Annotated in this window: 19 protein-coding genes and 1 pseudogene; 11 read left to right on the top strand and 9 right to left on the bottom strand. The window is 71.6% G+C overall.

The genetic code is table 11. The annotated features are described in order from the left end of the window. Positions 1-10 precede the first annotated feature (10 nt). Entirely contained in the window at positions 11-1,066 is a 1,056-nt protein-coding gene (locus PV343_RS38660; RefSeq protein ID WP_319151730.1) for a lysophospholipid acyltransferase family protein, read from the top strand. A gap of 72 nt (positions 1,067-1,138) precedes the next feature. On the opposite strand, the gene PV343_RS38655 is transcribed toward PV343_RS38660, so the two are convergent. From PV343_RS38655 to PV343_RS38645, 3 genes are all read right to left on the bottom strand, one after another. Then, entirely contained in the window at positions 1,139-2,362 is a 1,224-nt protein-coding gene (locus tag PV343_RS38655) for a DUF5667 domain-containing protein (RefSeq protein WP_319151729.1), read from the bottom strand. Between the two features lie 235 nt (positions 2,363-2,597). Continuing rightward, entirely contained in the window at positions 2,598-3,377 is a 780-nt protein-coding gene (locus tag PV343_RS38650) for an ECF subfamily RNA polymerase sigma factor, BldN family (protein ID WP_319151728.1), read from the bottom strand. A gap of 278 nt (positions 3,378-3,655) precedes the next feature. Beyond that, on the bottom strand, positions 3,656-4,603 hold the full coding sequence (locus PV343_RS38645; RefSeq protein ID WP_319151727.1) for an HAD family hydrolase: 948 nt from the start codon (positions 4,601-4,603) through the stop codon (positions 3,656-3,658). A 94-nt stretch (positions 4,604-4,697) separates the two neighbouring features. Here PV343_RS38645 and PV343_RS38640 point away from each other — a divergent pair, with 94 nt between their 5' ends. From PV343_RS38640 to hemB, 7 genes are all read left to right on the top strand, one after another. Next, positions 4,698-4,979, top strand: a complete 282-nt coding sequence (locus PV343_RS38640) for a glutaredoxin family protein (RefSeq protein WP_319151726.1) — start codon at positions 4,698-4,700, stop codon at positions 4,977-4,979. A 247-nt stretch (positions 4,980-5,226) separates the two neighbouring features. Beyond that, complete coding sequence (locus PV343_RS38635; protein ID WP_319151725.1) at positions 5,227-5,991, top strand: redox-sensing transcriptional repressor Rex; 765 nt, start codon at positions 5,227-5,229, stop codon at positions 5,989-5,991. Further along, positions 5,988-7,685 (top strand): glutamyl-tRNA reductase, encoded by a 1,698-nt coding sequence (locus PV343_RS38630; protein ID WP_319151724.1) that lies wholly within the window; start codon positions 5,988-5,990, stop codon positions 7,683-7,685. Before PV343_RS38635 ends, PV343_RS38630 begins: the two co-directional genes overlap by 4 nt. Then, positions 7,682-8,641, top strand: a complete 960-nt coding sequence (hemC, locus tag PV343_RS38625; protein ID WP_319151723.1) for a hydroxymethylbilane synthase — start codon at positions 7,682-7,684, stop codon at positions 8,639-8,641. The genes PV343_RS38630 and hemC overlap by 4 nt, the downstream gene beginning before the upstream one ends. Beyond that, entirely contained in the window at positions 8,638-10,347 is a 1,710-nt protein-coding gene (locus PV343_RS38620) for a uroporphyrinogen-III synthase (protein WP_319151722.1), read from the top strand. Before hemC ends, PV343_RS38620 begins: the two co-directional genes overlap by 4 nt. A gap of 127 nt (positions 10,348-10,474) precedes the next feature. After that, complete coding sequence (locus PV343_RS38615) at positions 10,475-10,879, top strand: hypothetical protein (RefSeq protein ID WP_319151721.1); 405 nt, start codon at positions 10,475-10,477, stop codon at positions 10,877-10,879. Positions 10,880-10,952: 73 nt separating this feature from the next. Continuing rightward, positions 10,953-11,945 (top strand): porphobilinogen synthase, encoded by a 993-nt coding sequence (gene hemB, locus PV343_RS38610; RefSeq protein ID WP_319151720.1) that lies wholly within the window; start codon positions 10,953-10,955, stop codon positions 11,943-11,945. Between the two features lie 25 nt (positions 11,946-11,970). Here hemB and PV343_RS38605 read toward each other — a convergent pair whose 3' ends face one another. After that, a complete protein-coding gene (locus PV343_RS38605) occupies positions 11,971-12,270 on the bottom strand; it encodes a hypothetical protein (RefSeq protein WP_319151719.1) in 300 nt (99 codons plus the stop codon). 147 nt (positions 12,271-12,417) lie between these two features. Between PV343_RS38605 and PV343_RS38600 the strand changes: the two genes are divergently transcribed. Beyond that, entirely contained in the window at positions 12,418-13,623 is a 1,206-nt protein-coding gene (locus PV343_RS38600) for a PLP-dependent aminotransferase family protein (RefSeq protein ID WP_319151718.1), read from the top strand. A gap of 10 nt (positions 13,624-13,633) precedes the next feature. Here PV343_RS38600 and PV343_RS38595 read toward each other — a convergent pair whose 3' ends face one another. From PV343_RS38595 to PV343_RS38585, 3 genes are read right to left on the bottom strand one after another with little or no spacing between them, the layout of a single operon-like run. Then, entirely contained in the window at positions 13,634-14,446 is an 813-nt protein-coding gene (locus PV343_RS38595) for a DUF4253 domain-containing protein (protein WP_319151717.1), read from the bottom strand. Positions 14,447-14,481: 35 nt separating this feature from the next. Next, positions 14,482-14,670: a DUF397 domain-containing protein gene (locus PV343_RS38590; protein WP_319151716.1), complete on the bottom strand. Its 189-nt coding sequence runs from the start codon at positions 14,668-14,670 to the stop codon at positions 14,482-14,484. Further along, complete coding sequence (locus PV343_RS38585; protein WP_319151715.1) at positions 14,667-15,482, bottom strand: helix-turn-helix domain-containing protein; 816 nt, start codon at positions 15,480-15,482, stop codon at positions 14,667-14,669. The genes PV343_RS38590 and PV343_RS38585 overlap by 4 nt, the downstream gene beginning before the upstream one ends. A 112-nt stretch (positions 15,483-15,594) precedes the next feature. Between PV343_RS38585 and PV343_RS38580 the strand changes: the two genes are divergently transcribed. Then, positions 15,595-16,065 (top strand): ATP-binding protein, encoded by a 471-nt coding sequence (locus PV343_RS38580; RefSeq protein ID WP_319151714.1) that lies wholly within the window; start codon positions 15,595-15,597, stop codon positions 16,063-16,065. Here the strand turns inward: PV343_RS38580 and argS are convergent. Further along, positions 16,001-17,770, bottom strand: coding sequence for an arginine--tRNA ligase (gene argS / locus PV343_RS38575; RefSeq protein WP_319151713.1), 1,770 nt, complete (start codon positions 17,768-17,770; stop codon positions 16,001-16,003). The two genes, PV343_RS38580 and argS, sit on opposite strands and share 65 nt — an antisense overlap. A gap of 143 nt (positions 17,771-17,913) precedes the next feature. Here argS and lysS point away from each other — a divergent pair, with 143 nt between their 5' ends. After that, a complete protein-coding gene (gene lysS / locus PV343_RS38570; RefSeq protein ID WP_319151712.1) occupies positions 17,914-19,653 on the top strand; it encodes a lysine--tRNA ligase in 1,740 nt (579 codons plus the stop codon). Between the two features lie 72 nt (positions 19,654-19,725). On the opposite strand, the pseudogene PV343_RS38565 reads toward lysS, so the two are convergent. Continuing rightward, positions 19,726-20,201, bottom strand: a pseudogene (locus PV343_RS38565) (hypothetical protein); the annotation flags it as partial.

Below are 20,201 nucleotides of genomic sequence, written 5' to 3'. Positions count from 1 at the left end.
CGCAGCAACGATGGCGGACGCCAAGGTCATTCCGTTCGACGACGACCGGTCCCGCGGGAACGCCGGCCAGCGGCCGTCCCGGCGCCGCGGCGCGGGGAGCAGGCGCGGCGCGGCCGGTGAGCCCGCGCCGGTCCGCGAGGTCCAGCCGCTGCCCACCAGGACCGCTCCGCCGGAGGAGGTGCCCGGGACCGGCGAGGAGCAGCCGGCGGGCGGGCGGCACGGCGAGGGCGGTCTCGAGCGCCGGGTCGCCGCCGGTCTGTCGTTCCTGCGGCGCCGGCTCACCGGGGAGTACGAGGTCGACGACTTCGGCTACGACGAGGAGCTGACCGACCAGGTCCTGATGTCGCTGCTGCGGCCGGTGTACGAGAAGTACTTCCGGGTCGAGGTGAAGGGCATCGAGAACATCCCGGACAAGGGCGGGGCGCTGATCGTCGCCAACCACTCCGGGACGCTGCCGCTGGACGGGCTGATGATGCAGGTCGCCGTCCACGACCACCATCCGGCCGACCGGCACCTGCGGCTGCTCGCGGCCGACCTGGTCTTCGTACTGCCGGTGGTCAACGAGCTCGCCCGCAAGCTGGGGCACACGCTGGCCTGCGCCGAGGACGCCGAACGGCTGCTGGCGCAGGGCGAACTGGTCGGGGTGATGCCGGAGGGCTTCAAGGGCATCGGCAAGCCGTTCGGCGAGCGCTACAAGCTCCAGCGGTTCGGCCGGGGCGGTTTCGTCTCCACGGCGCTGCGCCAGGGCGCGCCGATCATCCCGTGCTCGATCGTCGGGGCCGAGGAGATCTACCCGATGATCGGCAACGCCAAAACGCTCGCGCGGCTGCTCGGGTTCCCGTACTTCCCGCTGACGCCGACGTTTCCGTGGCTGGGGCCGCTCGGGGCGGTGCCGTTGCCGACGAAGTGGACGATCCAGTTCGGGGAGCCGATCGCGACGGACGGGTATCCCCCGGAGGCGGCCGAGGATCCGATGCTGATGTTCAACCTGACCGACCAGGTCCGCGAACAGATCCAGCACACGCTGTACAAGCTGCTGGTGCAGCGGCGGTCGGTGTTCTTCTGACCTGGGCCGCGGTACGGCCGCGGGGGCGCCCCTGCTCGGAAAGGGGCGCCCCCGCGGCCGTGTCCGTACGCCTCAGTCGGCGTCCTCGCTGTCGATGCCCAGGCCGGGCAGCAGGCCCGGGAGCAGCGGCGGGAGGGTGACGTCCGGCGCGCTCGTCGGCAGCTTCGGGATGGCCGGGGTGCTGCCGGAGCCGGTCTTCGGCGGATCGAGCAGACCGCCCGTGTCGCCTCCGATCAGACCTCCGCCGCTGTCATGGCTGGCCGAACCGCTGGGGCTGCCCGAGCCCGTGTGCTTGCCGGCGGACGGGGTGTCGCCGGAGCTGGGCGCGGTCGAGCGGTGGGTGCCGGTGGAGCCGGTGGGTGTCGACCCGGAGGTGTGCCGGGTGCCCGTCCCGCCGGACTGCGCGGGCGGCTGTGGCAGCAGGGACTGCAGCGGGGCGACCTCGTCGTCTATGGCGTCGAACACCGACGACACCTGCTGCTTGACGTCGCCCAGTTGCACGGGCAGCCGGTCGCTCAGCGCGCTCCACGCCTCGCGGTGGGACCGCGAGAAGGCGGACAGTGCCTGGATGGGGCCCAGGGACTCGGGGTCGCGCTCGTAGGCCGCGTGCAGCAGACGGTGGCCTTCGGTCGCGTCGTGCTGCATACCGGACAGGGTGCGGCGGATCTCGCCGATGGACTCGTGGTCGAGGTGGCCGCCGCGGCCGCGCTCCATGAGCCGGCGTGCCTCGTTCAGCCGGGTGGAGGCCTGGTCGAGGTACGTCTGGCCGCGCTGGCTGTCCCCGTCGCTCATGTAGTTGAGCTTGAAGTCCTCTATGCCGCGCTTGAGTCCGTAGAGCGAGTCACCGGGCAGCGCGTTGGAACTCGCGGCGGCGACTCCGCCGAACGCCCCGGCGGCCACGCCGACGCTGAGCCCGCCCGCGGCGAGCCCCTTGGTCAGTCTGGAGCGCGGCCTGAGCTTGCCCAGCGGGCTCGCCCGGTGCGCGCCCCGGCTGCGGGAGCGCTGCTCGGGCAGCGATGCGTCCGCCGCGGTCCCCTCCTGGAGCATGGCCTCCATCGCGGCCACCAGCTGGGCGCGCTGGACGGCCTTGACCTCGGGGTCGAGCTGCGGCCTGGGCAGCGCGCTGAGGCTCGTCGCCAGGGCGAGCAGCTCGCCCGGCTCGGAGTGATCCCCCGCGGTCGGCGGCGAAGCCGCCGGTGCTGCGGACTGCTCGGCCGCCGTGTCCCGGTCGGACTGCTCCTCCAGGGCCTGGGCGAAGGCGTTCGCCCGCCGGTGTGCCGATACGTTCGCGATCACTGGCGGCACCTCCTCTCGTCATGACGGTCGACTCCCCAGGGGGTCCTGAGGGTTGCACGCCCACGACCAGTTCCACACGATCGAGCGATCAGGGTCGGCCAGGACGTGACCACAGGGAGCCTGTATCCCGCACAACGAGCGGCGCGGCACTTGGGTTACGGACGGCCGATGATCGGATCAAGAATGCAACGCTCTCTCACGAAGGGTGAGTTGACCGTCGCCCAGGGTGTGGGGGTCAGCGGGCGTCATCCGGCAGCAGCCGGGCGAGCGTACGCACGGCCCGGTACTGGAGGGTCTTGATGGCGCCCTCGTTCTTGCCCATCACCCGGGCGGTCTCGGCGACCGAGAGCCCCTGGAGGAAGCGCAGGGTCACGCACTCCTGCTGCTGGGGGTTGAGCCGGCGGACGGCGTCCAGCAGCGCGGCGTTGGAGAGGGATTCCAGGACCGAGTCCTCCGGGGAGCGCTCGACCTCGTTGGCGTCGAGCATCTCACCGGTGGTGACCTCGAGACGGAACCGGCTGGACTTGAAGTGGTCGGCGACGAGGTTGCGGGCGATCGTCACCAGCCAGGCGCCGAAGTCTCGGCCCTGCCAGGTGAAGGTGCCGATCCTGCGCAGCGCCCGCAGAAAGGTCTCGCTCGTCAGGTCCTCGGCGGTCGCCTTGCCGCCCACCCGGTAGTAGATGTAGCGGTACACGGTGTCGCTGTACTGGTCGTACAGCCGGCCGAAGGCCTCGGCCTCCCCCGCCTGGGCGCGCTCCACGAGGTCCATCATCCGGGCGCTGTCACTGTCCGCGGCCGGTCGGCGGGCGGTGGCCGCGCCGGTGGAGCGCCCTCGTCTGCCGACCGCGGCGCTGCTCTCGGCCAGTGCGTAGCACGGGCCGAGGGGCGCGGCGGCGGCGAAGGCGGGGACGGCGTACGCGGTGGGGACGAAGCCGCGCAGCGTCTCCTTGACCGTTGCGACTGCTGTGCGCAGCGTAGCCAGGCCCGAGGCGTCAACCCCGACGTGTGGGTACACGGGACTCCCAGAGGCAGAGCTTCCATCACGTGCAGTGCGGAACCGTTCACCCGTCGTAGCGACGGAGGGGTACCGGTTTGCGTCTGAGGAGAATAACGCTTCGTGCAGGCACTGCTACACCGAGTTGCTCAAATCACCGATTGAGTCGCTTCTGTTACTGATTGACGCGCCATCAAGTTCCACAGAGTGATCGGTTGTTGATCGGAAAAGGGTGGTTTTCGGCGAACTGGGGGGCGTGTTGAGGAAACGACGGCATAATCCGGCCGCAGGCGAGCGGGTCAGCGACGGCGGCGGCTGAGCGCGATCGCCGCGGCCGTGCCGCCGGCGACGGCGCCCACGCCGGCCGCGGCGGGGATGCCGACCTTCGCCGCCTTGCGGCCCGTGCGGTAGTCGCGCAGCCGCCAGTCCTTCTCGCGGGCGTGCTTGCGGAGCTTGGCGTCCGGGTTGATCGCGTACGGGTGGCCGACCAGGGAGAGCATCGGGATGTCGTTGTGGCTGTCGCTGTAGGCCGCGCAGCGGGAGAGGTCGAGGCCCTCCGCCGAGGCCAGGGCGCGCACCGCCTCCGCCTTCGCGGGGCCGTGCAGGGGCTCGCCGACCAGCTTGCCGGTGTAGACGCCGCCGACCGACTCCGCCACCGTGCCGAGCGCGCCGGTCAGGCCGAGCCGGCGGGCGATCACCTGGGCGATCTCCACGGGCGCCGCCGTGACGAGCCACACCTTCTGGCCCGCGTCGAGGTGGGCCTGGGCCAGGGCGCGGGTGCCCGGCCAGATGCGGTCGGCCATGTACTCGTCGTAGATCTCCTCGCCGATCGTCTCCAGTTCGGCGACGCGGTGGCCCTTGACGATCGAGAGGGCGGAGTCCCGGGCCTCCTGCATGTGCTCCGGGTCCTCCACGCCGGCCAGCCGGAACCACGCCTGCTGCCAGGCGAACCGGGCGAGGTCGCGGGTCTCGAAGAACTTCCGCTTGTACAGGCCCCGCCCGAAGTGGAACAGGGCGGCGCCCTGCATCACGGTGTTGTCGAGGTCGAAGAAGGCGGCGGCCTTGTCGTCGCCGAGCACCGGGAACTCCGGCTCCCGCACGGCGGTCGCTAGGGCCTGCGCGGTCTCCTGCGCCTCCGTCGCTTCCTGCGAGGACTTGCGGGCGGCCTCCGCCGAAGCCTCGCCTGCCAACACGCTCCGCGCCGTGGCGGAGCGCCTACGGGGAGTGAGCCATCCGAGAGCGGCCATGGCGTGAGCATAGCCAGTTTGTTCGGTGGTTCCGGAGTCGAGAGGTTTGGAGGGTGTGAACTCTCCAAGGCCGTGTTGTTAAAGAGGCGCGAGAATGGCCGACATGAGTCCCCTCTTCCGGCGTAAGGCCGCTCCCCAGGAGCGCTTGGTCACCCTCGTCCGCAAGCCCGGCTGCCACCTGTGCGACGACGCGCAGGCCGTGGTCGAGAAGGTCTGCGGCGAGCTCGGCGTCCCGTGGGAGCACAAGGACATCACCGAGGACCCGGAGCTGCACGACCGGTACTGGGAGCAGATCCCCGTGGTCCTCGTGGACGGCCGGCAGCACACGTTCTGGCGGGTGGACGAGACCCGTCTCCGCAAGGAACTGACCGACTAGTACAACGATCGGCCGAACGTCCCTTAGGATCGAAGGCGGTTTGGGTCTCGGGGGCGGGATACGCAAGGAGTGTGGCGTTTTGCCCCCACGTAGGGCGCCAGGTGGGACGTGCGTGACCCCGGTCACGTTGGCCGGGCAAATCGGACACCATCTTTGTGCACGCGTTCACAAAGGCATAGCCTGCTGTCGACGGGGCGGTCTGGGGACGTATGACCGCCTGCAGCCCCGCTCTACCCGCAGGAGCACCGTGGCAACTGGCCGAACACACCGACCGGCGACCCGTAGCCGAGGGATTCCCGAGGCCACCGTCGCCCGCCTTCCGCTGTACCTCCGAGCCCTGACCGCACTGTCGGAGCGCTCGGTGCCCACGGTCTCCTCCGAGGAGCTGGCCGCGGCGGCGGGGGTCAACTCCGCCAAGCTGCGCAAGGACTTCTCTTACCTGGGTTCTTACGGAACGCGCGGTGTCGGCTACGACGTGGAGTATCTCGTCTACCAGATCTCCCGTGAACTCGGCCTGACCCAGGACTGGCCGGTTGTCATCGTCGGTATCGGTAACCTCGGCGCCGCCCTGGCCAACTACGGCGGGTTCGCCTCCCGTGGCTTCCGGGTGGCCGCGCTGATCGACGCCGACCCGGCGATGGCCGGAAAGCCGGTCGCCGGCATCCCCGTGCAGCACACCGACGAGCTCGAGAAGATCATCGAGGACAACGGGGTCTCCATCGGCGTCATCGCCACCCCGGCCGGTGCCGCCCAGCAGGTCTGCGACCGGCTGGTGGCCGCGGGTGTGACCTCCATCCTGAACTTCGCGCCGACCGTCCTGTCCGTCCCGGACGGCGTCGACGTGCGCAAGGTCGACCTCTCCATCGAGCTGCAGATCCTCGCCTTCCACGAGCAGCGCAAGGCCGGCGAGGAGACCGCCGCCGGCGACGGCGCGCAGCCCGCGGCCCACACCCGCGACGACTCCGCCGACCAGGGACCCGACGGGGACGTACCCGCCGTGATGCCGGCATGAGCCTCCTCGTCGTCGGACTGAGCCACCGCAGTGCCCCGGTCAGCGTGCTGGAGCGGGCCGCGCTGAGCGCGGACGCCCAGGTCAAGCTGGTCCAGGACACGGTCGCCGCCGAGCCGGCCACCGAGGCCGCGGTGCTCGCCACCTGCAACCGCATCGAGCTGTACGCCGACGTGGACAAGTTCCACGCCGGTGTCGCCGAGCTGTCCACGCTGCTCGCCCAGCACAGCGGTGTGGGCCTCGAGGAGCTGACCCCCTACCTCTACGTGCACTACGAGGACCGGGCCGTCCACCACCTGTTCTCGGTGGCCTGCGGCCTGGACTCGATGGTCGTCGGCGAGGGGCAGATCCTCGGCCAGATAAAGGACTCCCTGGCCCGTGCCCAGGAGCTGCACACCGCGGGCAAGCTGCTGAACGACCTGTTCCAGCAGGCCCTGCGGGTCGGCAAGCGCGCCCACTCCGAGACCGGCATCGATCGCGCCGGCCAGTCCCTGGTCACGTTCGGCCTGGAGCAGCTTGCCGCGGGCGGGGACGTGCTGGGCTGGGCCGCGGGCCGCAGGGCGCTGGTCATCGGCGCCGGCTCGATGTCGTCGCTGGCCGCCGCCACGCTCGCGCGTGCCGGGGTCACCGAGGTGGTCGTGGCCAACCGCACCTTCGAGCGGGCCGAGCGGCTCGCGCGGATCCTGACCGAGGGCGACGACACGGACGTGACCGCCCGCGCGGTACCGATGGACGCGGTGCCGGGCGAGCTGACACGTGCCGACGTCGTGGTCTCCTGCACGGGGGCCACGGGCCTGGTGCTCACGGCGGAAGCGGTCGCGCAGGCGGTCGAGGACCGCACCGGCCGGCCGGCCGAGGACGAGGGCGACGACTCCGGGTCCGGCACCGCGGTGGCCGCGCTGCCGCCGACCAGTGTCGGCACCGAGGAGAACTGCCCGCTCGACCTGGCCGCCGTGCAGGGCTCGACCGGCTTCTCCGTGGCCGGCGAGGCCGCCGTGGCCGGGATGGACGCGGCCACCCTGGAGCAGCACGCCGCCTGGGTGGACAACGGCACCCTGGACCGGCGCGCCCGGCGCACCCCCGAGGCCGACGCCGAGCTGATCACCGCGCTCGCCGCGACCGTCGCCACGGTCGGCCGGATCCCCGAGCGCCGGCGGCCCGCGCCGGTCCCCGAGATCCCGCGTCCGGCGCCCGCCCTGTTCCTCCTCGACCTCGCCATGCCCCGCGACATCGACGCGGCCGTGCACCGGCTGGCCGGGGTGCGCCTGGTGGACATCGAGTCGCTGGCGGAGGCGTCCGCGGACGTCCCGATGGCGGCCGACGTGGACCAGGTCAGGCGTATCGTCTCCGACGAGGTCGCGGCCTTCGGCGCGGCGCAGCGGGCGGCGCACATCACGCCGACCGTGGTCGCGCTGCGCACCATGGCCGCCGACGTCGTCGCCGGTGAGATCGCGCGGCTCGACGGCCGCCTGCCCGACCTGGACGAACGCCAGCGCGGCGAGATCCGGCAGGCCGTGCACCGGGTCGTCGACAAGCTGCTGCACGCGCCGACCGTACGGGTCAAGCAGCTCGCGGCCGAACCCGGCGGCGCCGGGTACGCGGACGCGTTGCGCACCCTGTTCGACCTCGACCCCGAGACGGTGGCCGCCGTCTCCCGGGCCGAGGACAGCACAGACAAGAAGGACCGACCGGCATGACTGAGAAGGCACTGAGACTGGGGACCAGGCGCAGCAAGCTCGCCATGGCCCAGTCCGGGCAGGTGGCGGAGGCCGTGAGCCGGGTGACCGGCCGGCCCGTCGAGCTGGTCGAGATCACCACGTACGGCGACGTCTCCCGTGAGGCGCTCGCGCAGATCGGCGGCACGGGTGTGTTCGTCACGGCGCTGCGTGACGCGCTGGTGCGGGGCGAGGTGGACTTCGCGGTTCATTCGCTCAAGGACCTGCCGACCACGCAGCCGGAGGAGCTGGCCCTGGCCGCCGTTCCGCTGCGCGAGGACCCGCGGGACGTGATCGTCGCCCGGGACGCGCTGAAGTTCACGGACCTGCCGCGCGGCGCCCGCATAGGCACGGGCGCGCCGCGCCGCATGGCCCAGCTCAACGCGTACGCGCGTGCCCACGGGCTGGACATCACGACGGTGCCGATCCGCGGCAACGTCGACACCCGTATCCGGTACGTCCGTGACGGTGAGCTGGACGCGGTCGTCCTGGCCGCCGCAGGACTGAACCGGATAGGCCGGATCGAGGAGGTCACCGACTTCCTGTCGGTCGACACGGTTCTGCCCGCCCCCGGCCAGGGGGCCCTGGCGATCGAGTGCACCGCGGACAACGCGGACCTCGTCGCCGCGCTCGCCGAGCTCGACGACCCGTTCACGCGGGCCGCCGTGACCGCCGAGCGGTCACTGCTCGCCGCCCTGGAAGCCGGCTGCAGCGCCCCCGTGGGCGCGCTGGCCGACCTCCTGGCCGACGGGCAGTCTGTCAAGGAAATGCGCCTGCGCGGCGTCGTCGGCACGACCGACGGTTCCCGCACGGTGCAGCTGTCCACCACCGGTCCCGTGCCCCAAACGCACGAGCAGGCGCTGGCACTCGGTCGCGACCTCGCCACCGAGATGCTCGCCCAGGGCGCGGCCGGTCTGATGGGGGAGCGAGCACATTGAGCCCCACCGCCTTTCCCGCCGGTCCGGAACACGGGCACGTCACCTTCCTGGGTGCCGGACCCGGGGATCCGGGACTGCTGACTCTGCGCGCCGTGGAGGCGCTGTCGAGCGCTGACGTCCTGGTCGCCGAGCACGATGTGCTCGACGTGATCCAGACGCACGCCCGGCAGGGCGTCTCCGTGGTACGGACGGATGCCGACGCCTCCTCGGTCTCGCCGCCGGGCACGAGCGCGCCGCAGCTCACGGTCGTTGACGGCACGTCAACAGCCGCTGCGGTCCCGTCTCCTGCCCGGGATGCCGTTCATCTTGTCATGGAGGCCGCGCGGGGCGGCAGGCGGGTCGTCCGTGCGGTGCCCGGGGACCCGGGACTTGATACGTACGCGGCCGAGGAAATGCTCGCCTGCGCCGCCGCCGGTGTGCCCTTCGAGGTGGTGCCGGGTGTGGCGACGGCGGTCGGTGTGCCGGCGTACGCCGGTGTGCCGCTGCGGGACGCGCACGGCGCGGACGTCCGGTTCGTGGACGCCCGTACCGCCTCCGACCGCTGCTGGACGGAGGTGGGCGCCTCGGACGGCACGGTGGTCGTGTCCACGACGCTGGACTCGGTCGCGGCCGCGGCCGGGGAGCTCGTGGCGGCGGGCCGCAAGCCGGACACCCCGCTGAGTGTCACGGTCGCCGGCACGACGACCCGGCAGCGCACCTGGACGGCGACGCTCGGCACGATCGCGCAGACGCTGAAGCAGGCGAAGGTGCTGCCGTCGCCGGACGGCGGCCGGCCGGTGATAGCCGTGGTCGGTGAGCGTTCCGCCGCCGCCCAGCGCGACCAGTTGTCGTGGTTCGAGTCCAAGCCGCTGTTCGGCTGGAAGGTGCTCGTGCCGCGGACGAAGGAGCAGGCGGCGTCGCTCTCCGACCAACTGCGGTCCTACGGTGCCGTGCCGCACGAGGTCCCGACGATCGCGGTGGAGCCGCCGCGCACGCCCCAGCAGATGGAGCGTGCCGTCAAGGGCCTGGTGACCGGCCGCTACGAGTGGATCGCGTTCACCTCGGTCAACGCGGTGAAGGCGGTCCGGGAGAAGTTCGAGGAGTACGGCCTTGACGCTCGGGCTTTTGCGGGTATCAAGGTGGCTGCGGTGGGCGAGCAGACCGCGAAGGCGCTCGTCGCGTTCGGTGTGAAGCCGGACCTGGTGCCGAGCGGTGAGCAGTCGGCCGCGGGCCTGCTGGAGGACTGGCCGCCGTACGACCCGGTGTTCGACCCGATCGACCGTGTCTTCCTGCCGCGTGCCGACATCGCCACCGAGACCCTGGTCGCCGGTCTGATCGAGCTGGGCTGGGAGGTCGACGACGTCACGGCCTACCGGACCGTGCGGGCGTCGCCGCCGCCGGCGGACACCCGTGAGGCCATCAAGGGCGGCGGTTTCGACGCGGTGCTGTTCACGTCGTCGTCGACCGTCCGGAACCTGGTGGGTATCGCGGGCAAGCCGCACAACGTGACGGTGATCGCCTGCATCGGCCCGGCGACGGCCAAGACGGCCGAGGAGCACGGTCTGCGGGTCGACGTGATGGCTCCGGAGCCGTCGGTGCACAAGCTGGCCGAGGCGCTGGCGGACTTCGGTCTGAAGCGCCGCGCCGCCGCGCTGCAGGCGGGGGACCCCGTCACCCGGCCGAGCGAGCGGCGGCCGGGGGCGCGCAGGCGCCGGTCGACGACCTGAGCGCCGGGCGGCCGTGAGGCCCTGAGCTGGTGAGGAGGCGGGACGTGCCGTGAGGGCGCGTCCCGCCTCTCGCCGTACGTCCCCGGCGCCTCCCGGGGCGAGTTGTGTGCATGCCATGATCGGGCGCATGAGCGAGTACGCCGTGTACGCGGAGATCGTCTACTGGCGGCGGAGCCTGTGGAACGGGGCGCGCTGCGTGCCCGTGGTGCTGAGCCTGTTCCCCGGTGAACTGCGGGCCGAGGACCGGGACGGGCAGGTCGTCATCCAGGGCGATCCTCGGGAGGTCGAGGGCCGGCTCACCCGGCTCGGGACCCTGCTGATCACGGTCCGCGGGGAGCGGTACGCCCTGGTCGGGCGGGGCGGGGGCCTGTCGCCGGTGCCGAGTCCCGGGCAGCGGGCCGCGGTGAGCGCCTTCGGGGCGTCGTCGCCGGCGGCCGGGGGAGCGGTCGACCAGGTGTTCAACGCCGGTGCGGGGGCGCGGATGCGCGCCTGGCACACCCGGCTGGGCGGGGCCGGCGCCCGGCTGTGGTGAGCGGTCCGGCGGCGGCCGTGCGCCGACGCCGCGTCGGCAAAGGCGTGTCCCGGGCGGGCGTAGCGTAGAAGGCATGACGAAGTACGGATCCTTTCCCGGTACGCGTCCCCGGCGGCTGCGGACCTCGCCCGTCATGCGGCGGATGGTCGCCGAGACGCGACTGTCCCCCGCCGACTTCATCCTCCCGGCGTTCGTCCGCGAGGGCGTCGCCGAGCCCGTGCCGATCGCGGCCATGCCCGGTGTCGTCCAGCACACCCGGGACAGCCTGAAGAAGGCGGCGCTGGAGGCGGTCGAGGCCGGGGTCTCCGGGATCATGCTGTTCGGTGTGCCGGAGGAGAGCAAGAAGGACGGCCTGGGCACGGTCGGCACCGATCCTGACGGGATCCTCCAGGTGGCGCTGCGCGACGTGCGGGCCGAGGTCGGTGACGACCTTCTCGTCATGTCGGACCTGTGCCTGGACGAGTTCACCGACCACGGCCACTGCGGGGTGCTGGACGCCGAGGGGCGGGTCGACAACGACGCCACCCTGGAGCGGTACGCCGAGATGGCCCAGGTGCAGGCGGACGCCGGCGCCCATGTGGTCGGCCCGAGCGGGATGATGGACGGCCAGATCGGCGTGATCCGTGACGCGCTCGACCAGATCGGCCGCGAGGACGTCGCCATCCTGGCCTACACCGCGAAGTACTCCTCCGCGTTCTACGGGCCCTTCCGCGAGGCGGTCGGCTCCTCGCTCCAGGGCGACCGCAAGACCTACCAGCAGGACCCGGCCAACTGGCGGGAATCGATGCGGGAGTTGGAGCTCGACCTCGCCGAGGGCGCCGACATGGTGATGGTCAAGCCGGCCGGACCGTACCTGGACATCGTCGCCCGGGTCGCGGACGCCGTGGACGTGCCCGTGGTCGCCTACCAGATCTCCGGCGAGTACTCGATGATCGAGGCCGCGGCCGAGAAGGGCTGGATCGACCGCGACCGCGCCATCTTCGAGACCCTGACCGGCATCAGGCGCGCCGGCGCCCGCACGATCCTCACCTACTGGGCGACCGAGGCGGCCCAGAAGCTGCGCTGACAGCAGGGCAGTTCGCCCCGGCGGTTCAGCCGCCGGGGCCCTGCGGGTAGGTCTGGACGATGTACGTCCAGCGGGCCGCGCCCACCAGCAGGAAGGCCAGCGCGGGCGCCAGCCACCAGCGGCTGAGCGTCCGCCGCCGTACGGGCGGCAGCGCGAGCAGGAACGTGGCGGCGCTCAACACGATCAGCAACGCGCAGGCCGTCTCGATCCCCGTGAGCGTCGACTCGTCCCAGGCTCCCTGGGGCTGGGTGACCAGTGCCGCGTACGCGAGGTAGCCGCTGGGCAGGTGGGCAAGGGTGAGGGCGGTTCCCCGGAGCCGGTTCATGATCACTGCGACTGTCGTGGCGGGCCGGGCGGTTCCCGTTCGGAGGAGGCGGTGGGCGTCCGGATCGCGAAATGGACGGTGTAGAGGGCACCTAGTTCCCTAGGCTGCGGGCGCAGTGGAGCTTCCGCAGTCGAAGGAGAGCCGGTCATGACCGTCACCGAACCCGCTCCGTCCCGTGCCCCCGTGCCGCCGCTCGCCGCCCGTGCCCGTGGTGTGGGCGGATCGCCGGTGCGGGACATCCTGGCGGTCACCGCGCGCCCCGAAGTGATCAACTTCGCGGGCGGGCTGCCCGCGCCCGAGCTGTTCGACCAGGAAGGCATAGCGGCCGCGTTCCGTGAGGTCCTGGAGCTGACCCCGGCGCAGGCGCTCCAGTACTCCACCACGGAGGGCGAACCGGCCCTGCGCACCGCCCTGGCCGCCCGGGTCACCGCCCAGGGACTGCCCACCGCCCCCGGCGACCTCCTCGTCACCACCGGCTCCCAGCAGGCCCTCTCCCTGCTCGCCACCGCGCTGATCGAGCCCGGCGACACCGTCCTGGTCGAAAGCCCCTGCTATCTGGCGGCACTTCAGGTCTTCGCGCTCGCCGGCGCCCGGGTGGTGTCCGTGCCGGGGGACGAGGACGGGGTCGACCCCGCGGCCTTGGAGGAGGCGGTGCTGCGCGAGCGCCCGAAGCTGCTCTACCTCGTCCCCACCTTCCAGAACCCCACCGGCCGTACGATGCCCGCGGCGCGCCGGCAGGCCGTCGCCGCCGTGGCCGCCCGGCAGGGCGTGTGGGTCGTCGAGGACGACCCCTACGGCGAACTCCGCTACGACGGCGAGCGCGTCCCCTGGATCGCCGCCCACCCCGGCGCCGAGGACCGGGTGGTGCTCCTCGGCTCCCTCTCCAAGGTGATGGCGCCCGGACTGCGCCTCGGCTGGCTGCGCGCCCCCGCGGAACTGCGCCGGGCGTGCGCCGTGGCCAAGCAGGCCGCCGACCTGCACACGCCCACCGTCAACCAGCTCGCCGCCGCCCGCTACCTGGACGTCCTCGACGCCCATGTGGCCCGCGTCCGCGCCGTCTACGGCGAACGCCGTGACGCCATGCTGGCCGGGCTCCCCGGCGCGCTCCCCGAGGGCTCGGTGTGGACCCGCCCCGAAGGCGGCATGTTCCTGTGGGCGCGGCTCCCGGACTCCTACGACACGACGGCCCTGCTGCCCCAGGTGGTGCGGCAGGACGTCGCCTACGTCCCCGGCGCCCCCTTCTACGCCGCCGACCCCGACCGCTCCACCCTCCGCCTGTGCTTCGTCACCCAGACACCGGAGGAGATCCAGGAGGGCCTGAGCAGACTGGGCCGGGGGCTCGCCGCGCGCTGACCGCGGCGGCTCAGTCCCACCAGAAGGACCAGGTCGGCTCCCCGACCAGCTCCTTCGCGTAGCCACGCAAGGAGTCAGGGCCGTTCTGCAGGATGTTGTCCGGGCAGAACGCGAAGTGCTCCGCCGCCACCGCCTCGGCCTCGGCCACGGTGGCCGGCGGAGCCGCCACCGACACGACCAGCAGGTCGAAGCCGAGCCCCACCACCCGTATGCCGAAGCGGTCCTCCCAGGAGCGCAGGACCGCGCAGAGCCGGGCCACGTCGTTCTCGTAGTTCAGCGGCCCTGTCCAGCCGATCGCCGCCGGGACGTCGGCCGACCGGCGGGCCGGGACCAGCGCCAGCCGCGGCTCCTTGAACCACCGGGCGCCGTCCGTCAGCGAGTCCGCGACCGACGCCGCCCTGCTGTCCGGGTCCGCGGTCGGCCGGCCCGCGGGTGCGAGACCGGGCCACTCGGGCCCGAACGGCTCGACCTCCTCGGCCAGTTCGTCCTCCGCGTCTCCCTCCCAGTACTCCGCGAGCAGCTCCTCGGCGTCGTGGTCGCCCGGGTACGACATCCGCTCGGGCATCAACTGCCAGTCCTCCGGGCCGCCCTGGGTCCCGCCCACGTCCAGGAGCACCGGCAGCAGCCCCGCCCGCGCGGCCGGCGCGCCCAGCGCCTTCCACGTGCCGGGCGCCGCCGCCTTCCCGGACTGCCACATCAGGGGCTCGTGCCAGTCCCCGTCGTACGTGGTGTCGATCAGTCTGCCGGGCGGAAGCTGGAGCCCGAGGCCACGGCCGCTGGGGTCGGTGGCCAGCCTGGGCAGCGGGTTGGGAAGAGTCGCCATGCCGGTGACTCTAGGGGCCCCCACTGACAACGCGGCTAGCCTGCGGCGAACTCCGTGAACCTCGCCCAAGTCCCCGGCGTGAGACGAAGAGTTGAGCTGCCCTCGGGGTGCTGCTTGGAGTCCCGGACGTGGATGACGCCGGGCGTGACGGCCACCTCAAGGCATGCGCCGCCTTCACTGCCGCTGTAGGTCGACTTGAACCACTGAAGCGCTTCGGTGCTCATGAATCTCCTAGCAAGCGGTCAAGCAGGCGCATCGAGTCCTGGGAGTTCAGAGCCTGCGTTCGCAGCATCGCATACTTGCGCGCGAGTGCGGACACCTCGTCGAGGTTGGAGACCCACTGGCTGCCGCGTTGCCCCTCGACGTAGGCCAAGTGCTGGTGGTCGGGTGTCTCCAGCAGGATGAACGGGCCGTCGAGCCCGGCATGGTGAGGGCTCGACATCGGCAGGAACTGCAAGGAGGCGCCGGGCAGTTCGGCCGCCTGCCGCAGGTGCAGAAGCTGCTCCCTCCTTACCTCCGGGCCGCCCACCTGGAGGTGCAGCACCGGTTCCCAGACGACGAAGCTCAGCGTCGGCGGTACCCTGCGCCGCAGGATCTCCTGGCGCTCCAGGCGGGCCGCAAGCTTGGTCTCTACCTCGTCCTCGTCGTAGGCCGGGACGCGCTGTCGCAGGACGGCGCGCACATACGCCTCTGTCTGAAGCAGACCCGGAAGTACCGCGTTGTCGTACCACGACAACGCGATCGCCTCCCGCTCCTGATCCATGTACTCCTCGGCCCACAGCGGGAACTGGTCCACCTCCGGCAGGTTCGCCACCCCGGCGGCCAGCGTCCCCTTCGTGCCCAGGTACTCGTCGAAGATCTCCGCGATGTCCGGCTTGAGGGACCGGCGGCCCTGTTCGATGGAGGCGATCGTCTCCTCGTTGAGGTTCAGCGCCGCGCTCAGGCCCGACTGGCTCAGTCCCGCCGCCCTGCGTGCCGTGGCCAGTTGACGGCCGAGCATCCGCATCGCCGACTGGTTCCGCCGAGAAGTCGTCATGCCGCTGAACTCCCCACCCGTGCCCGTACACGATCCTGCCCGATCCCGTACAAACGCTTTGTACGGCATTGCGCACTGATCAAGGCTAGTCACTCTGCGCGACCTTCGTCCTGTGAATGCGCAAACCGAACTCCCCTGTCAGCGCGACCAGTTCTACGGTCGCGCCCGCCGCTCCGTCCCCGCTGCCAGGCGGTTCACGCAGTGGTCGCTGAGCTACTGGGGACTCGCCGCCTGGGAGCGGTCCGCCGACGTGTCGCTGTGCGTGAGCGAGTTGGCCACGAACGCGCTGCTGCACGGGGCGCCGCCCGGGCGGGGCTTCCTGGTACGGCTGCGGTACGACGGCGACCTCGTACGGGCCGAGGTGCACGACAGCGGCCCCGGTCTCCCCCAGGTGGTGGGGGAGGCCGGGGCCGCCGAAGAGGAAGGCGGGCGGGGGCTGCTGCTGGTCGCGTCCCTCGCCGACACGTGGGGCGTGGGTCAGCGCGCCCCGGGCAAGCTCGTCTGGTGCGAGTTCGCCGTCAGAGCTTCTCGGGCGTGCGGATGCCCAGCAGCGCCATGCCCCGGTGCAGCGTGCGCGCGGTGAGGTCGACCAGGAACAGGCGGTTCTCCACCTGCTCCGGCGTCTCGGCCTTCAGGACCGGGCACTGGTCGTAGAAGGACGTCAGCAGCGTCGCGAGCTGGTACAGGTACGCGGCCAGCTTGTGCGGCTCGTAGGACGCCGCCACCTCCAGCACGGTCTCGGCGAAGCGGTCCAGGTGCAGTCCCAGCGCGCGCTCCGCCGGGGCCAGCGCCAGCTCCGGGTGGGCGGCGGGACGGGCCTCGCCGGCCTTCCGGAGGATGGACTGGATACGGGCGTAGGCGTACTGGAGGTACACGCTCGTGTCGCCGTTGAGCGAGACCATCTGGTCCAGGTCGAACTTGTAGTCCCGGACGGCCGAGGTGGACAGGTCGGCGTACTTGACCGCGCCGACGCCGACGTGGCGGCCGTTCTCGACGATCTCCCGCTCCGTCAGGCCCACCTTCTCGGCCTTCTCCCGGACCACCGCGGTGGCCCGCTCGACGGCCTCGTCGAGCAGGTCCTCCAGCTTGACCGTCTTGCCCTCACGGGTCTTGAACGGCTTGCCGTCCTTGCCGAGGACGGTGCCGAAGGCGAGCTGGAACGCCTTGACGTCGTCGCCCAGCCAGCCGGCCCGGCGGGCGGTCTCGAAGACCATCTTGAAGTGCAGGGACTGGCGGACGTCGACCACGTACACGATCGAGTTCGCCTTCAGGTTGAAGACGCGGTCGCGGATCGCGGACAGGTCGGTGGCCGCGTAGCCGTAACCGCCGTCCGACTTCTGCACGATCAGCGGGACCGGCTTGCCGTCCGGGCCCTTGACGTCCTCGAAGAAGACGCAGAGGGCACCCTCGGAGCGGACCGCGACGCCGGACTCCTCCAGCAGGCGGCAGGTCTCGGCCAGCATGTCGTTGTAGCCGGACTCGCCGACGATGTCGGCGTCGCGCACCTCCATGTCCAGCTTCTCGAAGACGGAGAAGAAGTAGATCTTCGACTCGTCCACGAACTTCTGCCACGTGGCGAGCGTCTTCGGCTCCCCGGCCTGGAGGTCGACCACCCGGCGCCGGGCCCTGGTCTTGAACTCCTCGTCCGAGTCGAACAGCTTGCGGGCCGCCTTGTAGAGGCGGTCGAGGTTCGACATCGCCTCCTCACCGGTGACCTGGGCCGCCTTGTGGTCCAGCTCGTGCGGGTGCTCGTCCAGGTACTGGATGAGCATGCCGAACTGGGTGCCCCAGTCGCCGATGTGGTGACGCCGGACCACCTGCTCGCCGGTGAACTCCAGGATCTGCACGACCGCGTCGCCGATGACCGCCGAGCGCAGGTGGCCGACGTGCATCTCCTTGGCCACGTTCGGCTGCGCGTAGTCGATCACCGTGGTGCCCGGGCGTTCGGCGTGCGGCACGCCGAGCCGGCCCGACTCGTCCGTGTACCGCGCTGCCAGGTTCTCGGTGATCGCCCGGTCGGCGAGCGTGATGTTCAGGAAGCCGGGCCCGGAGACCTCGACGTCCGCGATCACGTCGCCGGTGGTCACCCGGGAGACGACCTGGGTCGCCAGCTCCCGCGGGTTCGCCTTCGCCTTCTTGGCGAGCGCCAGGATGCCGTTGGCCTGGAAGTCGGCCCGGTCGCTTCGTCGCAGCAGCGGGTCCGAACCGGCGGCCTCCGGCAGGGTGGCCGAGAGGGCGGACGCGAGGTGCTGCTGGACGGAGTCGCTGAGGGACGTGACCGAGGCCATAGGTAGGGGTGCCGTTCTCCTCGTGGGGATGGATAGACCCGTCCAGTATCCCATGGGGGGTAAAGCGGTTTTCTCGGTCGCGGGGCCGTCTGGGAGTATGGGAGTGCCAGAACGACTCCCCACTGCTCGAGAATCAAGAGGACGTGCCGATCGTGGCTCAGAGCACCGAGACCACCGACTGGGTCTCCCGTTTCGCGGATGAGGTCATCGAAGAGTCGGAGCGCCGTGCCCCGGGCAAACCGGTCGTCGTCGCGTCCGGTCTCTCCCCGTCGGGCCCGATCCACCTGGGCAACCTGCGCGAGGTGATGACCCCGCACCTGGTCGCCGACGAGATCCGCCGCCGCGGCCGCGAGGTCCGGCACCTGATCTCCTGGGACGACTACGACCGCTACCGCAAGGTGCCGGATGGCGTCGCCGGTGTGGACAAGTCCTGGGCCGAGCACATCGGCAAGCCGCTGACCTCGGTGCCGGCGCCGAAGGGCTCCGCGTACGCGAGCTGGGCCGAGCACTTCAAGGCCGCGATGGTCGAGTCGCTGGCCGAACTGGGCGTGGAGTTCGACGGGATCAGCCAGACGGAGCAGTACACGTCCGGCACCTACCGCGAGCAGATCCTGCACGCCATGAAGCACCGTGGCGACATCGACGCGATCCTCGCGCAGTACCGCACGAAGAAGGCCCCGAAGAAGCAGCAGCAGAAGGCCGTCGACGAGGCGGAGCTGGAGGCCGAGGAGGGCTCGGGTGCCGCGGCCGAGGACGACGGCAGCTCCGGTTCCGCCGGGTACTTCCCGTACAAGCCGTACTGCGGCAACTGCGGCAAGGACCTGACGACGGTCACCTCGTACGACGACGACACCACCGAGCTGGCCTACACCTGCACCGCGTGCGGCTTCGCCGAGACGGTCCGGCTGAGCGAGTTCAACCGCGGCAAGCTGGTCTGGAAGGTCGACTGGCCGATGCGGTGGGCGTACGAGGGCGTGATCTTCGAGCCGTCCGGTGTCGACCACTCGTCGCCGGGCTCCTCCTTCCAGGTCGGCGGGCAGATCGTCGGCATCTTCGGCGGCGAGCAGCCCATCGGCCCGATGTACGCCTTCGTCGGCATCTCCGGGATGGCGAAGATGTCGTCCTCGCGCGGCGGTGTGCCCACCCCGGCGGACGCGCTGAAGATCATGGAGCCGCAGCTGCTGCGCTGGCTCTACGCCCGCCGCCGGCCCAACCAGTCGTTCAAGATCGCCTTCGACCAGGAGATCCAGCGGCTCTACGACGAGTGGGACAAGCTGGCGGGCAAGGTCGCCGACGGTTCCGCGCTGCCGGCCGACGTGGCGGCCCACAGCCGTGCCGTCGGCACGGCCGCCGGTGAGCTGCCGAAGACCGCGCGGCCGCTGCCGTACCGCACGCTCGCGTCCGTCGCCGACATCACCGCCGGGCACGAGGACCAGGCCCTGCGCATCCTCGGCGAGCTGGACCCGGAGCAGCCGCTGGGCTCGCTCGACGAGGTCCGGCCGCGCTACGACAAGGCCGAGGCGTGGATCAACACGCACGTTCCCGCCGACCAGCGGACGATCGTGCGTGACGAGCCCGACGCCGAGCTGCTGAAGTCCCTCGACGAGGCGTCCCAGCGGTCCGTGCGCCTGCTGGCCGACGGGCTCGCCGAGCACTGGTCCCTGGACGGGCTGACCCACCTCGTGTACGGCGTGCCCAAGGTGCAGGCCGGGTTCCCGGCCGACGCCACGCCGAAGGAGCTGCCGCCGGAGATCAAGACGGCCCAGCGGACCTTCTTCGCCCTGCTGTACCACCTGCTGGTGGGCCGGGACACCGGTCCGCGGCTGCCCACGCTGCTGCTGGCGGTCGGGCAGGACCGGGTGCGCAAGCTGCTCGGGGAGTAACAGGCCGCGTCATGCGAGGAGGGGGCGCCCGGTGTCACCGGGCGCCCCCTCCTCGTACGTGTCACGCGTGCGTCACGCGATGTGGTCCTCTTCCAGTTCCGCCGAGTGGCGCTGCTGGAACCGGTCCACCAGGATCTTCAGGGCGCTGGGGCTCAGCGCGGTGCCGAACGTGGCCTGGATGTTGTCGCCCAGCACGCGCGGCGTGGGGTAGCTGCCGTCGATCGACTGGCGGAAGACCTGGTAGTAGGCCTCCTCGTCGGGCTCCGGCGGGCCGCCGCCCTCGCCCAGCTCCCGGGTCCGGTTCGGGCCCACCGGGATGGGGAAACTGCCGGTCTCCTCCGGGGAGGGCTGCTGGAACTGCTCCGGCGGCTGCTCGTCGTACCAGTCCTCGTACTGCTCCTCCGGCAGGTACTGCGGGTCCGGCGGCGGTTCGTAGGAGGGGTCGTAGCCGCCGTGGTAGTCCACCTCGCGCGGGGTCTGGAACCAGGGGCTCTGCTCGTCGTCCACCGGGGGCTCGGCGTACGGCCCGGCGGGGGGCGCCGCCGCCG

This window comes from Streptomyces sp. WI03-4A (assembly GCF_033792105.1).
GTDB classification, from domain to species: Bacteria; Actinomycetota; Actinomycetes; order Streptomycetales; family Streptomycetaceae; genus Streptomyces; species Streptomyces collinus_A.
This window is presented reverse-complemented; position numbering and strand designations above follow the sequence as displayed.

Bases quoted from the DNA above. Each gene is read 5' to 3' on its own strand.
- PV343_RS38645 (WP_319151727.1), bottom strand. From the start codon at position 4,603: ATGGCCGCTCTCGGATGGCTCACTCCCCGTAGGCGCTCCGCCACGGCG.
- PV343_RS38615 (WP_319151721.1), top strand. From the start codon at position 10,475: ATGAGCGAGTACGCCGTGTACGCGGAGATCGTCTACTGGCGGCGGAGC.
- PV343_RS38605 (WP_319151719.1), bottom strand. From the start codon at position 12,270: ATGAACCGGCTCCGGGGAACCGCCCTCACCCTTGCCCACCTGCCCAGC.
- PV343_RS38600 (WP_319151718.1), top strand. From the start codon at position 12,418: ATGACCGTCACCGAACCCGCTCCGTCCCGTGCCCCCGTGCCGCCGCTC.
- hemB (WP_319151720.1), top strand. From the start codon at position 10,953: ATGACGAAGTACGGATCCTTTCCCGGTACGCGTCCCCGGCGGCTGCGG.
- PV343_RS38660 (WP_319151730.1), top strand. From the start codon at position 11: ATGGCGGACGCCAAGGTCATTCCGTTCGACGACGACCGGTCCCGCGGG.
- PV343_RS38640 (WP_319151726.1), top strand. From the start codon at position 4,698: ATGGCCGACATGAGTCCCCTCTTCCGGCGTAAGGCCGCTCCCCAGGAG.
- PV343_RS38590 (WP_319151716.1), bottom strand. From the start codon at position 14,670: ATGAGCACCGAAGCGCTTCAGTGGTTCAAGTCGACCTACAGCGGCAGT.
- hemC (WP_319151723.1), top strand. From the start codon at position 7,682: ATGACTGAGAAGGCACTGAGACTGGGGACCAGGCGCAGCAAGCTCGCC.
- PV343_RS38595 (WP_319151717.1), bottom strand. From the start codon at position 14,446: ATGGCGACTCTTCCCAACCCGCTGCCCAGGCTGGCCACCGACCCCAGC.
- argS (WP_319151713.1), bottom strand. From the start codon at position 17,770: ATGGCCTCGGTCACGTCCCTCAGCGACTCCGTCCAGCAGCACCTCGCG.
- PV343_RS38585 (WP_319151715.1), bottom strand. From the start codon at position 15,482: ATGACGACTTCTCGGCGGAACCAGTCGGCGATGCGGATGCTCGGCCGT.
- PV343_RS38630 (WP_319151724.1), top strand. From the start codon at position 5,988: ATGAGCCTCCTCGTCGTCGGACTGAGCCACCGCAGTGCCCCGGTCAGC.